A 14,697-nucleotide genomic window follows, 5' to 3' on the forward strand; every position below is an offset into this window, starting at 1 on the left:
GCCCGGACTCACGCACGCCGTCGGCGCACGTGCCACGGGCAGGTCTTCGGACTCGTGGGCGTCGACCTCGCGCCTACTCGCCGTCGCTTCCCAGGCTCGCGCCCAGTGCTTGACCACGAAATCGTGGTGACGGCTTTCGTTCCCACTCACCGCTGCGGGGCAGTCCCGGATTCACACCGGATTCCCTGTTGCCTCACCGGCACGACCGAAAAAAGCCCGGCCACGCCCTGGCGAACCTGTGGCGTGGCCGAGCCTAGCGGGTCGGGGTTGCGGGCGGCACAAGCCGCGCCCCGGTCCCAGAGTCCGGGATCAGTCCGCTGTGATCAATCCCAGTCCAGCGCGCCGCCCGACTGGTACTCGATCACGCGGGTCTCGAAGAAGTTCTTCTCCTTCTTCAGGTCCATCGCCTCCGACATCCACGGGAACGGGTTCTCCGTCTCCCCGAAGATCGGCGCGAGGCCGATCTGCTGGGCGCGCCGGTCGGTGATGAAGTGCATGTACTGCTCGCATAGCTGCGCCGAGAGGCCCAGCATGCCGCGCGGCATGGTGTCGCGCGCGTAGCGGACTTCCAGCTCGCACGCGTCCTGCAGCATCTGCCGGATCTCCGCCTGGAACTCTTCGGTCCACAGGTGCGGGTTCTCGATCTTGATCTGGTTGATGCAGTCGATGCCGAAGTTCAGGTGGATCGACTCGTCACGCAGGATGTACTGGTACTGCTCGGCGATGCCGACCATCTTGTTGCGGCGCCCGAGCGAGAGGATCTGCGCGAAGCCGGTGTAGAACCACATGCCCTCGAAGATCACGTAGAACGCCACGAGGTCGCGCAGGAACGCCTGGTCGGCCTCCGGCGTGCCGGTCTCGAAGTCCGGGTTCTCGAGGTTCTGCGTGTACTTGAGCGCCCACGCGTCCTTCTCGGAGATGGACGGCACCTCGCGGTACATGTTGAACAGCTCGCCCTCGACCAGGCCGAGGCTTTCGCAGATGTACTGGAAGGTGTGCGTGTGCACGGCTTCCTCGAACGCCTGGCGCAGCAGGTACTGACGGCACTCGGGGTTGGTGATCTGGCGGTACACGGCGAGCACGATGTTGTTGGCCACCAACGACTCCGCGGTGGCGAAGAAGCCGAGGTTGCGCTTGAGCATCTGGCGCTCGTCCTCGGTCAGGCCGTCAGGCGACTTCCACAGCGCGATGTCGGCCTGCATGGCGACCTCGGTCGGCATCCAGTGGTTGTTGCATGCGGCGAGGTACTTGTCCCACGCCCAGCGGTACTTCATGGGCAGCAGCTGGTTCACGTCTGCGCGCGCGTTGATCATGCGCTTGTCGTCGACGTTGATCCGGGCGGCGCCGACCTCGATCTCGCCGAGGCCGGTGGCGTCCGTGGTCTCCACGTTGGTCATCAAGAGGCTCCAAGAAAAGGCTCGCCGGCGGTGCGGCCGGTTCGCGCCGGTCGCACCGCCGGCGAGGAGGTCACTGGCAGGCTTCGCAGTCGGGGTCGTCGATGCGGCAGGCGGCGCCTTCGGTGGCGACGAAGTCGATGTCGTCGACCTTCGGCATTTCCTTCGGCTCGGCGGGCTTGGCGGCCGGGACCGCGGCGGGCACGGCCGCGGCGGGGCTCGCCGGGACAGCGGCCGAGGGCGACGGCACGGGCGCAGTCGCCGGGACCGGCGTCGAGGCCGGAGCAGCGGCGGCGGCCGGGGCGGCCGAGACCGCGTTCAGCTTGCCGTCGGTGCCGCGCAGGGTGCTCTTCTCCACGTGCGTCGCCGACTGCGCGCGCAGGTAGTACGTGGTCTTGAGGCCCTTGTGCCACGCGTAGCGGTACAGCTCGTCGAGCTTGCGCCCGCTCGGCGCCGCGATGTAGAGGTTCAGCGACTGCGCCTGGTCGATCCACTTCTGCCGGACCGAGCCCGCGTCCACGATCCACTTCGACTCGATCTCGAACGCGGTGGCGTAGAGCGCCTTGAGGTCGTCCGGCACGCGGTCGATCTGGCCGAGGCTGCCGTCGAAGTACTTCAGGTCGCTGACCATGACCTCGTCCCACAGACCGCGGGCCTTGAGGCTCTTGACCAGGTGCGGGTTCACCACGGTGAAGTCGCCCGACATGTTCGACTTCACGTACAGGTTCTGGAACAGCGGCTCGATCGACTGGCCGACGCCGGAGATGTTGGAGATCGTCGCGGTCGGCGCGATCGCCATCACGTTGGAGTTGCGCATGCCGACGGTCTTCACTCGCTCGCGCAGCGGCGCCCAGTCCAGCGTCGTGGAGGTGTCGACGGCGAGGGCGTCGCCCTGGCGCGCGTCGATCAGCAGCTGCATCGAGTCGATCGGCAGGATGCCGCGGCTCCACAGCGAACCCTCGAACGTCTGATACTGGCCGCGCTCCTCGGCGAGGTCGGTCGACGCGGAGATCGCGTAGTAGGACACGTGCTCCATGCTCAGGTCGGCGAACTTCACCGCCTCCTGCGAAGCGAACGGAACGCCGATCTCGAACAGCGCGTCCTGGTAGCCCATGATGCCCAGGCCCACCGGGCGGTGGCGCAGGTTGGAGCGGCGCGCCTCCGGGATCGTGTAGAAGTTGATGTCAATCACGTTGTCGAGCATGCGCACGGCGGTGCGCACGGTCTTCTCGAGGCGCTTCGTGTCGAGGCCCGCGGGCGTCACGTGCTTGAGCAGGTTCACCGAGCCGAGGTTGCAGACCGCGACCTCGTCGATGTTGGTGTTCAGCGTGATCTCGGTGCACAGGTTCGAGGAGTGCACCACGCCGACGTGCTGCTGCGGCGAGCGCAGGTTGCACGGGTCCTTGAACGTGATCCACGGGTGGCCGGTCTCGAACAGCATCGTCAGCATGCGGCGCCACAGGTCGACGGCGCGCAGGCGGCGGAAGACCTTGATCTCGCCGCGGTCGGCGGCGGCCTCGTACTCGCGGTAGCGCTCGGCGAACGCGTTGCCGTAGAGGTCGTGCAGGTCCGGCGTCTCGTTGGGGGAGAACAGGGTCCACTGCGCGTCGGCCTCCACGCGGCGCAGGAACTCGTCCGGCACCCAGTTGGCCGTGTTCATGTCGTGCGTGCGGCGGCGGTCGTCACCGGTGTTCTTGCGCAGGTCGAGGAATTCCTCGATGTCCACGTGCCACGTCTCGAGGTACGCGCACGCCGCGCCCTTGCGCTTGCCGCCCTGGTTCACGGCGACGGCGGTGTCGTTGGCGATCTTGAGGAACGGCACGACACCTTGCGACTGGCCGTTGGTGCCCTTGATGTGGGCGCCGAGGCCGCGCACCGGGGTCCAGTCGTTGCCGAGGCCGCCCGAGTACTTGGCCAGCAGCGCGTTGTTCTTGTACGCCTGGAAGATCGAGTCCAGGTCGTCGTCCACAGTGGTCAGGAAGCACGACGAGAGCTGGGCGCGCGTGGTGCCCGAGTTGAACAGCGTCGGCGTCGAGGCCATGAAGTGGAACGTGGAGAGCAGCTCGTAGAACTCGATCGCGCGGGCTTCGCGGTCGTCCTCGCGGATGGCCAGGCCCATGGCCACGCGCATGAAGAACGCCTGCGGCAGCTCGAAGCGCGTGCCGTTGTGGTGCTGGAAGTACCGGTCGTACAGCGTCTGCAGGCCCAGGAACCCGAAGTCCAGGTCACGCTCGGCGTGGATGGCCGCGGTGATCTTGTCGAGGTCGAACGTGAGCAGCTCGCCGTCGACGAGCTCCAGCTCGACCGCGCGGCGCAGGTAGGCGCGGAAGTACGCGGGGTACTCGGCGGTCATCTCGTCCTGGCTGGCCAGGCGCGCGCGGCCGGCGAGGTAGCTCAGGGCCTCTCCGCGCAGCTTGTCCAGCAGGAGCCGCGCACTCACGTACGAGTAGTTCGGCTCCTGCTCGACGAGCACGCGGGCGGCCATGATCTGCGCGAGCGCGAGCTCGTCGGCGCTGATGCCGTCGTAGAGGTTGCGCTTGGCCTCGGCCAGCACCGGCTCGGCGGACACGTCCTCGAGCCCGGCCACGGCCTCGCCCACCACGTGGGACACGCGGGCCCAGTCGAGCGGCCGCAGCGAGCCGTCGGTGCCCTTGACGCTGATCGCGGCCTCGGCGGGCGCCGGCGTGGCGGCATCGCGGGCCTTCGACCGCTCCTCGCGGTAGAGCACGTAAGCGCGGGCGACCTTGTGGTGCTCACCGCGCATCAGGGCGAGCTCGACGAGGTCCTGGATCTGCTCGATGTGCAGGGCGGGCTCGGGGCCGGCGTGGCGCAGCAGGGAAGCCTCGACCTGCTCGGTCAGCTCGGCGACGACGTGGTGCACGCGCGAGGAAGCGGCCGCGTCGCCGCCCTCCACGGCGAGGAAGGCCTTGGTGAGGGCCACGCTGATCTTGCCGGCGTCGAACGGCGACACACTGCCGTCGCGCCGGATCACGCGGACCGCGCTCGGAGCCGAGTCCGCCGACGAGGGCGGACGCTGACCGGTTTCCACTGACATGCGGGTCTCCAACGAAGTCGAAAATGGGCGCGCTTCATCGGCGCACGGCCTCACAAGGCCGTGCGCTGCTGTTTCTCAAATCGGCCCGGCTGCCCTTCCTGAGCGGTCTCCCCGTCGCTGGGGGCTGCCGGTCCACAGAGACTACATCTAGGGGTTCGGGCTCGCACGTGCCCCAAGGGGTGGCGTGTCGCGGGCTCACCCTCGCGGGTTAGTCGATCACTCAGAGCGGCTGGTCGGGGCGGTTCAGCCGCCGAAGAGGAGGGTGAAGTCGCGCAGGCTCGCGCTCACGATCGGGCGACGTCCGGCCAGGAAGCCGAGCGGTCCGGTGGGGTTCACGGACCAGTCGGCGGCGGCCGCGTGCGGCTTCGCACGCGACGTGACCAGGCTGCGCTTGAGCCGCCCGCCGAGCGTCTGCGCGATCTCGAACCGCGCGGGCAGCGCGGCCGGCAGCCCGGCGCGGCGGGAGAACGCGGCGGTGGCGATCCAGTCGTCGCCGGTGGCCGCGGTGAACTCACGGTCGCCGCTGAACTCGAGTGTCGCGAGGTCCTTCGGGATGCCCCACAGCTCGCGTCCGCCCGCGAGCGAGGCCTCGCTGTCGACCCAGATGTCGGTGATCGACGCGGTGAGGCCGCCGCGCACGGCAACAGCGGCGAGCAGCTCGTGGTAGCTCAGCTGTCCGGGCGCGCGGTAGCCGATCCACGCGGTGAACACCGCTGCTTGGCCGCCGGTGGTGACGGGTTCGACGCCTTCGGGCAGTTCCGGCAGTTTGCCGGCCGGGAGCAGCCACACGGACAGCTGCGCCTGGCCCGCGAGGTGCCACGGTTCGGGCGGGTAGGTGGTCATTCCTCGATCCAGGGCAGGTGGTCCGGCAGGTCGTGGTCGACGCGGAGCTTGAACTCCGGTGGGCGTTTCTGCAGGAACGACAACACGCCTTCGACCGCGTCCGGATTGGTCGCCAATCCGCCGATCAGCTTCGAGTCGACCTCGTGCACCTCGAACGGCGACGGGGCCGACGCCATCCGGTACAGCAGCTGGCGCGTGACGGCGACCGACACGGGCGCGGTACCGGCCACGAGGTCGCGCGCGAGCTCGTAAGCCTTGTCCAGCACGGCCTCCGGCGGGTGGACGCTGTGCACCAGCCCCTTCCGCAACGCCTCTTCGGCGCCGAAGACGCGTCCGCTCACCATCCAGTCCACGGCCGTGCCCATGCCGACGAGCCGGGGGAGGAACCACGCGGACCCGCCTTCGGGGTAGATCCCGCGGCGGGTGAACACGAAGCCGAACTTCGAGTCGTCGGCGGCCAATCGGTAGTCGCAGGAGAGCGTGATCGTGATCCCGCCGCCCACCGCCGCGCCGCGCAGGGCGGCGATCACGGGCTTGTTCATCGTGAAGATCCGCTTGGAGCAGCGGCCCGCCGGCTCCTGCCAGCCGTCGGGAGGGCCCTCGCCGAGTTCGAAGTCGAACCCGCCGGACGAGAGGTCGGCCCCCACGGAGAAGTCCTTGCCGGTACTGGTGAGCACGACCACGCGCACGTCCTCGTCGCGGTCGGCGCGGTCCATGGCGTCACTCAGCTCGTCGGCCATCCGCACGGTGTAGCCGTTGCGCGCCTGGGGCCGGTTCAGCTTGACCGTCGCGATCCGCTCGGCGACCTCGTAGGTGATGTCCGCGTAGGAGCTCATGGCTGGAACGGTAGGACAACGGTGTTCTACTGGCAATGCGTCAATAGTGGCTCCGCGCTCGATCGGGCAGGAAACAATCAGGCGCGCTTGATTTTTCCTCGGTCGGGGTGCGAGGGTGGGCCTGAGCGCGTAGTGCTTACAAGAGGACGCATGGAGGCGCAGGATGGCTGATCTCGGCGTGATCCTCGGGGATCTGGCGGCCGAATCGCAGGCGATCGACGACGTGGTGGCCGGGCTGCCGCCCGAGGGGTGGGTCAGGCCGACGCCGGCGGAAGGGTGGACCGTCGCGCACCAGATCGCGCACCTGGCCTGGACGGACTCGAAGGCGCTGATCGCCGCGGCCCGGCCCGAGGAGTGGCAAGCCGAGGTCGAGCACCTGCTGAGCGTGGGGGAGAACTACGTCGACCTCGCCGCCGAGGAAGGCGCCGCCACGCCGCCGGAGGAGCTGCTCGCGCAATGGCGCGCCGGGCGGGCGGCGCTGTCCGAAGCGCTCGCCGCCGTGCCGGCCGGACAGAAGTTGCCGTGGTACGGCCCGCCGATGAGCGCCGCGTCCATGGCCACCGCTCGGATGATGGAGACTTGGGCCCACGGCCAGGACGTGTTCGACGCGCTGGGGCTGGCCCGCGAGCCGACCGGCCGGCTGTGGCACATCGCGCGCTTCGGCACGCGCACGCGGGACTTCGCCTTCAAGCTCAACTCCCTGGCGCCGCCTCCCGTGGAGTTCCGCGTGGAGCTGGCCTCGCCGGACGGCACGACGTGGGCGTTCGGGCCCGAGGACGCCGAGCAGCGGCTCACCGGCAGCGCCGTGGACTTCTGCCTGGTCATCACGCAGCGGCGCCACCCCGCGGACACGGACCTGGTCGCGACCGGCGCCGACGTCGAAGAATGGCTCACCATCGCGCAGGCGTTCGCCGGTCCACCCGGTGGCGGCCGGAAGCCGGGGCAGTTCGCATGAGCCGCGTGAACCGGGCACCGATCCGGATCGGGAACGCGTCGGGCTTCTACGGCGACCGGTTCTCCGCCGTACGCGAGATGCTGACCGGCGGCCCGCTCGACGTGCTCACCGGCGACTATCTCGCCGAGCTGACCATGCTCATCCTCGGGCGCGACCGGATGAAGGACCCCGAACGGGGCTACGCCAAGACTTTCTTGCGCCAGATGGAGGAGAATCTGGCGCTGGCCAAGGAAAAAGGCGTGAAGATCGTCGCCAACGCGGGCGGCCTCAACCCCGCGGGCCTGGCGACGGCGTTGCGTGAGCTGGCCGCGAAGCTCGGTGTCGACGTGCGGATCGCGCACGTCGAGGGTGACGACCTGATCGGGCGCGCCGACGAACTGGGCTTCAAGGAACCGTTGACCGCCAACGCCTATCTCGGTGCGTGGGGCATCGTCGAGTGCCTGAACGCCGGCGCCGACGTGGTCGTGACCGGCCGGGTCACCGACGCTTCGGTGATCGTCGGGCCCGCCGCCGCGCACTTCGGCTGGACGCGCGAGGACCACGACGCGCTGGCTGGCGCCGTCGCCGCGGGGCACGTGATCGAGTGCGGCGCGCAGGCGACCGGCGGCAACTACGCGTTCTTCCGCGAGCAGCCGATCGGCGTGCCGGGGTTCCCGATCGCCGAGATCCACGCCGACGGGTCCAGCGTCATCACGAAACACCCCGGCACCGGCGGGGTCGTGAACACGGGCACGGTCACCGCGCAGCTGCTGTACGAGATCACCGGCGCCCGCTACGCGAACCCCGACGTCACCACACGCTTCGACACGCTGACCCTCGCCGAGGACGGCCCCGACCGCGTGCGCATCAGCGGCGTGACCGGCGAGGCCCCGCCGCCCACGCTCAAGGTCGCGTTGAACCGGCTCGGCGGGTTCCGCAACGAGACCACGTTCGTGCTCACCGGCCTCGACATCGAGGCGAAGGCCGCGCTCGTGCGCGAGCAGCTGGAGACGGCGCTCGAACGCAAGCCGCCCGCCGAGGTCCGCTGGACGCTCGCGCGCACGGACCACCGCGACGCCGACACCGAGGAACAAGCCAGCGCGCTGCTGCACGTCACGGTGAAGGACGCGGACCCGAAGATCGCCGGCCGCGCGTTCAGCGGCGCGGCGGTGGAGCTGGCGCTCGCGAGCTACCCCGGCTTCCACGTGACCGCTCCGCCTTCGGACGCGTCGCCCTACGGCGTCTACTCGGCGGCCTTCGTGGACGCTGCCGAGGTACCGCACATCGCGGTGCTCACTGATGGTCGACGTGTCGACATAGCACCGTCCGCCAAGACTCTCGCACTGACCGAAGTGGACGAACCCGCGCTGCCCGAGCCGTTGCCGGACGGGCCGGTCCGCCGCGTCCCGCTCGGCCGCGTGATCGGCGCGCGCAGTGGTGACAAGGGCGGCAGTGCCAACCTCGGCGTCTGGGTGCGCTCGGAAGAAGCGTGGCGCTGGCTCGTGCACCGGCTCACCGTCGCCGAGTTCCGCCTCCTGCTGCCCGAGACGGCCCAGCTGCCGGTGACCCGGCACCTGCTGCCGAACCTGTGGGCGATGAACTTCGTGGTCGAGGACATCCTCGGCGAGGGCGTGGCCTCGCAGGCGCGGTTCGACCCGCAGGCCAAAGCGTTCGGCGAATGGCTGCGGGCGCGCGAGATCGACGTGCCGGAGGCGCTGCTGTGACCGTGAACCCGTTCGCCACGCCGGAGCGCAAGGAGCTGCGCGCGACCGTACGGCGGTTCGTCGAGAAGGACGTGCTGCCGCACCTAGACGACTGGGAACGCGCGGGCGAGCTGCCGCGCGAGCTGCACCGCAAGGCCGGGGACCTCGGGCTGCTCGGCGTCGCGTTCCCCGAGTCCGTGGGCGGCGGCGACGGCAACTACCTCGACGCACTCGTGGTCGCCGAGGAGATGCATTACGCGGGCGGCTCCGGCGGCCTGTTCGCGTCGCTGTTCACGTGCGGCATCGCCGTGCCGCACATCGCCGAGGCCGGGGACCCGGTGCAGGTCGAACGCTGGGTGCGCCCGACGCTCGCGGGCACGAAGATCGGCTCGCTGGCCGTCACCGAGCCCGACGGCGGGTCCGACGTCGCCGGCATCCGCACCACCGCCGTGCGCGAGGGTGACGAGTACGTGGTCAACGGGGCCAAGACGTTCATCACCTCAGGCTGCCGCGCCGACTTCGTGACCACGGTCGTCCGCACGGGTGGGGAGGGCGCGCACGGCATCTCGCTGCTGGTGGTCGAACGGGGCACGCCCGGGTTCACGGTGTCGCGCAAGCTGGAGAAGATGGGCTGGGCCGCGTCCGACACCGCCGAACTGTCCTACGCGGACGTCCGGGTGCCGGTGGAGAACCTCGTGGGCGGCGCGAACAGCGGCTTCGCGCAGGTGGCCACCCAGTTCGTGACCGAGCGGCTTTCGCTCGCCGTGCAGGCCTACGCCCACGCGCAGCGCGCGCTCGACCTCACGCTCGACTGGTGCCGGCTGCGGGAGACGTTCGGCCGGCCGCTCATCTCGCGCCAGGTCGTGCAGCACAAGCTCACCGAGATGGCGCGCAAGACCGACGTCGCGCGCACGTACACGCGCCAGACCGCCGTGCGCCACGTCTCCGGCGAAGAAGTGATCGCCGAAGCCTGTTTCGCCAAGAACACCGCCGTCGAAGCCGCCGAATGGGTGGTGAACGAGGCGGTGCAGCTGCACGGCGGGCTCGGGTACATGCGCGAGTCCGAAGTGGAGCGGCACTACCGCGACGTCCGCATCCTCGGCATCGGCGGCGGTTCCACCGAGATCCTCACCGGCCTGGCCGCGAAGCGATTGGGATACACCGCATGACCGCACTGAGGTCTGTCGTGGACACACGGGCCGGCGAGTTCGCCGCGAACCGCGAGTCCATGCTCGAGAAGCTCGCCGAGATCGACGCCGAGCACGCCAAGGCCGTGGCCGGCGGTGGCGAGAAGTACGTGGAGCGCCACCGCAAGCGCGGCAAGCTCCTGGCGCGCGAACGCATCGAGCTGCTGATCGACGAGGACTCGCCGTTCCTGGAGCTCTCGCCGCTGGCCGCGTGGGGCTCGGACTACCGCGTGGGCGCGAGTGTGATCACCGGCATCGGCGTGGTCGAGGGCGTGGAGTGCCTGATCTCCGCGAGCGACCCGACGGTCAAGGGCGGCGCGAGCAACCCGTGGACGACCAAGAAGAGCTTCCGCGCGGCCGACATCGCGGCGCAGAACCGGCTGCCGGTGATCAACCTCGTCGAGTCCGGCGGCGCGGACCTGCCGACGCAGAAGGAGATCTTCATCCCCGGCGGGCGGATCTTCCGCGACCTCACGCGGTCTTCGGCCGCGAAGGTACCCACCGTCGCGCTGGTCTTCGGCAACTCGACCGCCGGCGGCGCGTACCTGCCGGGCATGTCCGACTACGTCGTGATGGTCAAGGAACGCGCGAAGGTGTTCCTCGGCGGGCCGCCGCTGGTGAAGATGGCTACCGGCGAGGAGTCCGACGACGAGTCGCTGGGCGGCGCCGAAATGCACGCCCGCACGTCGGGCCTGGCCGACTACCTCGCGGCCGACGAGCAGGACGCGATCCGGCTGGGCCGCAGTATCATCAAGCGGCTCAACTGGCACAAAAAGGGGCCGGCGCCTCGGACCGGGTACGCCGAGCCGCTGTTCGATCCCGAGGACCTGCTCGGCATCGTGCCGAGTGACCTCAAGGTGCCGTTCGACCCGCGCGAGGTGATCGCCCGCGTGGTCGACGGGTCGGACTTCGACGAGTTCAAGCCGCTCTACGGGTCGAGCCTGACCACCGGGTGGGCGAACATCCACGGTTACCCCGTCGGCATCCTCGCCAACGCACAGGGCGTGCTGTTCAGCGAGGAGTCGCAGAAGGCCGCGCAGTTCATCCAGCTGGCCAACCAGATCGACACCCCGCTGGTCTTCCTGCACAACACTACCGGCTACATGGTCGGCAAGGAGTACGAGCAGGGCGGCATCATCAAGCACGGCGCGATGATGATCAACGCCGTGTCGAACTCGAAGGTGCCGCACCTGTCCGTCCTCATGGGATCGTCCTACGGTGCCGGGCACTACGGCATGTGCGGGCGCGCCTACGACCCGCGGTTCCTGTTCGCGTGGCCGAGTGCGAAGTCGGCCGTGATGGGCCCGGCGCAGCTGGCCGGCGTGCTGTCCATTGTGGCGCGGGCCGCGGCGGCGAGCCGGGGACAGGAGTACAGCGAGGAGAACGACGCGGCGATGCGCGCCATGGTCGAGAACCAGATCGAGGCCGAGTCGATGCCGATGTTCCTCTCGGGCATGCTCTACGACGACGGCATCATCGACCCCCGCGACACCCGCACGGTGCTCGGCTTGAGCCTGTCGGCGATCCACAATGGACCAGTGAAGGGCGCCGAGGGTGGCTTCGGCGTCTTCCGGATGTAGGGGTGCAGTCGTGATCCACAACCTGCTGGTCGCCAACCGCGGCGAGATCGCCCGCCGTGTGTTCCGCAGCTGCCGCGACGCCGGTATCGGCACGACGGCTGTGTTCTCCGACGCCGACGCCGCGGCCCCGCACACGCGCGAGGCCGACGTCGCGGTCCGGCTGCCGGGAGACGCGCCGGGAGAGACGTACCTGCGTGCGGAGCTGATCGTGAAGGCCGCGGCCGACGCGGGCGCCGACGCCGTGCACCCGGGCTACGGGTTCTTGTCGGAGAATGCCGCGTTCGCGCGGGCCGTACTCGACGCCGGGCTCACGTGGGTCGGCCCGCCGCCCGCCGCGATCGAGACGATGGGCTCCAAAGTGGAGTCGAAGCGGATCATGGCCGCCGCCGGCGTGCCGGTGCTGTCCGAACTGGACCCCGGTCAAGTCAGCGACGCCGATCTGCCGTTGCTGGTCAAGGCTTCCGCCGGTGGCGGCGGTCGCGGTATGCGGGTGGTCCGGGAGCTGAGTGAGCTCGCCGAGGCTGTCGAGAGCGCCCGGGCCGAGGCCGGTTCCGCGTTCGGAGACCCGACGGTGTTCTGCGAGCGTTACCTCGAGACGGGCCGCCACATCGAGGTGCAGGTGCTCGCCGACAGCCACGGCACGGTGTGGGCGGTGGGGGAGCGCGAGTGCTCGATCCAGCGCCGGCACCAGAAAGTGGTGGAGGAAGCGCCGTCGCCGTTCGTCGACGACGCCATGCGCGCGGAGCTGTTCGATGCGGCGCGCAAGGCCGCCCAGGCCATCGACTACGTCGGCGCGGGCACGGTGGAGTTCCTCGCCGGGCCGGACGGGCGGTTCTACTTCCTGGAGATGAACACCCGCCTGCAGGTGGAGCACCCGGTGACCGAGAACGTCACCGGCCTCGACCTCGTGGCGCTGCAGCTTTCCGTCGCCCAAGGCGCGAAGCTGCCGCCGGAACCGCCTGCGCCGCAGGGACATTCGATCGAGGTCCGCCTCTACGCCGAAGACCCGGCTGCCGGCTGGCAGCCGCAGAGCGGCACGCTGCACACCTTCGAGGTGCCTGGCGTCGACCGCGAGTTCACGCACGGCGCGGGGCTGCGGCTCGACTCCGGCGTGGAGAGCGGGTCCGTCGTCGGCGTGCGCTACGACCCGATGCTCGCCAAGGTCATCACGTGGGCGCCGACGCGCGACGAGGCCGCTCGCCGGCTCGCCACCGCGCTGGCCGGGGCGAAGATCCACGGCGTGGTCACCAATCGCGACCTGCTCGTGAACATCCTGCGCCACGACGCGTTTCTCGCGGGCGAGACCGACACGGCGTTCTTCGACCGCCACGGCCTCGACACGCTCGCGAAGCCGTTGGTCAACGGTGACTCGGAGAAGCTGTCCGCACTCGCCGCCGCGCTCGCCGACGCCGCGGGCAACCGCGCGGCCGCGACCACTCTGGGCCGTCTGCCCAGCGGCTGGCGCAACGTGCGTTCGGTCGGGCAGCGCAAGGTTTTCACGCGCGGGGACACGACCCACGAGGTCCGGTACTCGCTCACCCGGAACGGCCTGCGGGCCGAGGGATACGACGACGTGCGGCTGGTCTCGGCGGAGCCGGGCCGGGTGGTGCTCGACGTGGCGGGTGTGCGACGCACGTTCACCGTCGCGCGGTACGGCGAAAAGTCCTTTGTCGACTCCGCGCTCGGCTCGGTGGCGTTCACGGCGGAGCCGCGGTTCGCGGACCCGTCGGCGGCGCTGGCGGCGGGCTCGCTCGTCGCGCCGATGCCGGGCACGATCGTGCGGCTCGCGGTGGGCGTGGGCGACGCCGTGACGGCGGGGGAACCGCTGCTGTGGCTGGAGGCGATGAAGATGGAACACCGGATCGCGGCCCCCGCGGACGGCGTGGTCACCGAGCTGCCGGTGGAGGTCGGGTTGCAGGTCGAGGTCGGCACGATTCTGGCTGTCGTCGGAGAAGCCGGGGCGGGAGAAGCTGTGGTGGGAGAACGAGCATGAACGCGATGAACTTCGTCGAGCCCGAGGAGCGCGTGGCGCTGCGCAAGGCGGCCTCGGAACTGGCGCGCAAGTACGGGCACGAGTACTACTCGAAGAAAGCCCGCTCGGGCGAGAAGACCGTCGAGCTGTGGGACGAGGCCGGCCGGCTCGGGTACCTCGGCGTGAATCTGCCCGAGGAGTACGGCGGCGGGGGAGCGGGCATCGCCGACCTCGCCGCGGTGCTGGAGGAGTTCGCGGCGGCCGGTTCGCCGTTGCTGCTCATGGTCGTCTCGCCGGCGATCTGCGGCACGGTGATCTCGCGCTTCGGCACGGACGAGCAGAAGAAGCAGTGGCTGCCGGGGCTTTCCGACGGCAGCAAGAAGATGGTCTTCGCCATCACCGAGCCCGACGCCGGGTCCAACTCGCACAAGATCACCACCACCGCGCGCCGCGACGGCAGTGACTGGGTCCTGAGTGGACGGAAGGTGTTCATCTCCGGCGTCGACGAGGCCGACGCGGTGCTCGTGGTCGGGCGCACGGAGGACGCGAAGACGGGCCGCCTCAAGCCCGCGCTCTACATCGTGCCCACCGACACGCCGGGCTTCGAGTTCAAGCAGATCGAGATGGACCTGGTCTCCCCGGAGAAGCAGTTCGGCCTGTTCCTCGACGACGTCCACCTGCCGGGCGAAGCGCTGGTGGGCGAGGAGGACGCGGCGATCGCGCAGCTGTTCGCGGGCCTGAACCCCGAACGCATCATGGGCGCGTCGTTCTCGCTCGGCACCGCGCGCTACGCGCTGGGCAAGGCCGTGGCGTACGCCAATGAGCGCCAGGTGTGGGGCGCGCCGATCGGCTCGCACCAGGGGCTGGCGCACCCGCTGGCACAGATCAAGATCGAGCTGGAGCTGGCGAAGCTGATGACGCAGAAGGCGGCTTCCCTCTACGACTCCGGCGACGACTTCGCGTCGGGCGAGTCGGCCAACATGGCCAAGTACGCCGCCGCGGAGGCCGCGATCCACGCCGTGGACCAGGCCGTGCAGACCCACGGCGGCAACGGGCTCGCGACCGAGTACGGCCTCGGCACGCTCGTGACCGCGGTGCGGCTCGGGCGGATCGCGCCGGTGAGCCGCGAGATGGTGCTCAACTTCGTCGGGCAGCACACCCTCGGGCTGCCGAAGTCCTATTAGGAGTGAGTG

General features: G+C 69.9%; 10 protein-coding genes and 1 riboswitch. Of the genes, 6 read left to right on the forward strand and 4 right to left on the reverse strand.

What is annotated here, in order from left to right; genetic code table 11:
- Positions 1-19: 19 nt before the first annotated feature.
- Positions 20-235, reverse strand: a riboswitch (cobalamin riboswitch).
- A gap of 88 nt (positions 236-323) precedes the next feature.
- The 4 genes from AB0383_RS20850 to AB0383_RS20865 all read right to left on the reverse strand — a co-directional run bounded on the left by AB0383_RS20850 (position 324) and on the right by AB0383_RS20865 (position 6,128).
- The gene (locus tag AB0383_RS20850; protein WP_364176937.1) at positions 324-1,397 is read right to left on the reverse strand and encodes a ribonucleotide-diphosphate reductase subunit beta; all 1,074 of its coding nucleotides are present in this window, start codon (positions 1,395-1,397) and stop codon (positions 324-326) included.
- Between the two features lie 70 nt (positions 1,398-1,467).
- A complete protein-coding gene (locus AB0383_RS20855) occupies positions 1,468-4,449 on the reverse strand; it encodes a ribonucleoside-diphosphate reductase subunit alpha (RefSeq protein ID WP_364176939.1) in 2,982 nt (993 codons plus the stop codon).
- Positions 4,450-4,692: 243 nt separating this feature from the next.
- Complete coding sequence (locus AB0383_RS20860) at positions 4,693-5,292, reverse strand: acetoacetate decarboxylase family protein (protein WP_364176942.1); 600 nt, start codon at positions 5,290-5,292, stop codon at positions 4,693-4,695.
- A complete protein-coding gene (locus tag AB0383_RS20865) occupies positions 5,289-6,128 on the reverse strand; it encodes an enoyl-CoA hydratase-related protein (protein WP_364176945.1) in 840 nt (279 codons plus the stop codon). Before AB0383_RS20865 ends, AB0383_RS20860 begins: the two co-directional genes overlap by 4 nt.
- 163 nt (positions 6,129-6,291) lie before the next feature.
- Between AB0383_RS20865 and AB0383_RS20870 the strand changes: the two genes are divergently transcribed.
- Genes AB0383_RS20870 through AB0383_RS20895 form a run of 6 tightly spaced genes read left to right on the forward strand, consistent with a single transcriptional unit; the run spans position 6,292 to position 14,688 of the window.
- A complete protein-coding gene (locus tag AB0383_RS20870) occupies positions 6,292-7,083 on the forward strand; it encodes a TIGR03084 family metal-binding protein (RefSeq protein ID WP_366188287.1) in 792 nt (263 codons plus the stop codon).
- A complete protein-coding gene (locus AB0383_RS20875) occupies positions 7,080-8,786 on the forward strand; it encodes an acyclic terpene utilization AtuA family protein (protein ID WP_364176951.1) in 1,707 nt (568 codons plus the stop codon). Before AB0383_RS20870 ends, AB0383_RS20875 begins: the two co-directional genes overlap by 4 nt.
- Positions 8,741-9,934 carry an acyl-CoA dehydrogenase family protein gene (locus tag AB0383_RS20880; protein ID WP_364176954.1) on the forward strand — a complete coding sequence of 398 codons (1,194 nt, stop codon included), beginning with the start codon at positions 8,741-8,743 and terminating at the stop codon, positions 9,932-9,934. Before AB0383_RS20875 ends, AB0383_RS20880 begins: the two co-directional genes overlap by 46 nt.
- Positions 9,931-11,532, forward strand: a complete 1,602-nt coding sequence (locus AB0383_RS20885) for a carboxyl transferase domain-containing protein (RefSeq protein ID WP_364176957.1) — start codon at positions 9,931-9,933, stop codon at positions 11,530-11,532. Before AB0383_RS20880 ends, AB0383_RS20885 begins: the two co-directional genes overlap by 4 nt.
- Positions 11,533-11,542: 10 nt before the next feature.
- Complete coding sequence (locus tag AB0383_RS20890; RefSeq protein WP_364176960.1) at positions 11,543-13,525, forward strand: biotin carboxylase N-terminal domain-containing protein; 1,983 nt, start codon at positions 11,543-11,545, stop codon at positions 13,523-13,525.
- Positions 13,522-14,688, forward strand: coding sequence for an acyl-CoA dehydrogenase family protein (locus tag AB0383_RS20895; protein ID WP_364176963.1), 1,167 nt, complete (start codon positions 13,522-13,524; stop codon positions 14,686-14,688). The genes AB0383_RS20890 and AB0383_RS20895 overlap by 4 nt, the downstream gene beginning before the upstream one ends.
- The last annotated feature ends 9 nt before the right edge of the window (positions 14,689-14,697 follow it).

The organism is Amycolatopsis sp. NPDC051373 (assembly GCF_040689465.1).
GTDB lineage: Bacteria > Actinomycetota > Actinomycetes > Mycobacteriales > Pseudonocardiaceae > Amycolatopsis.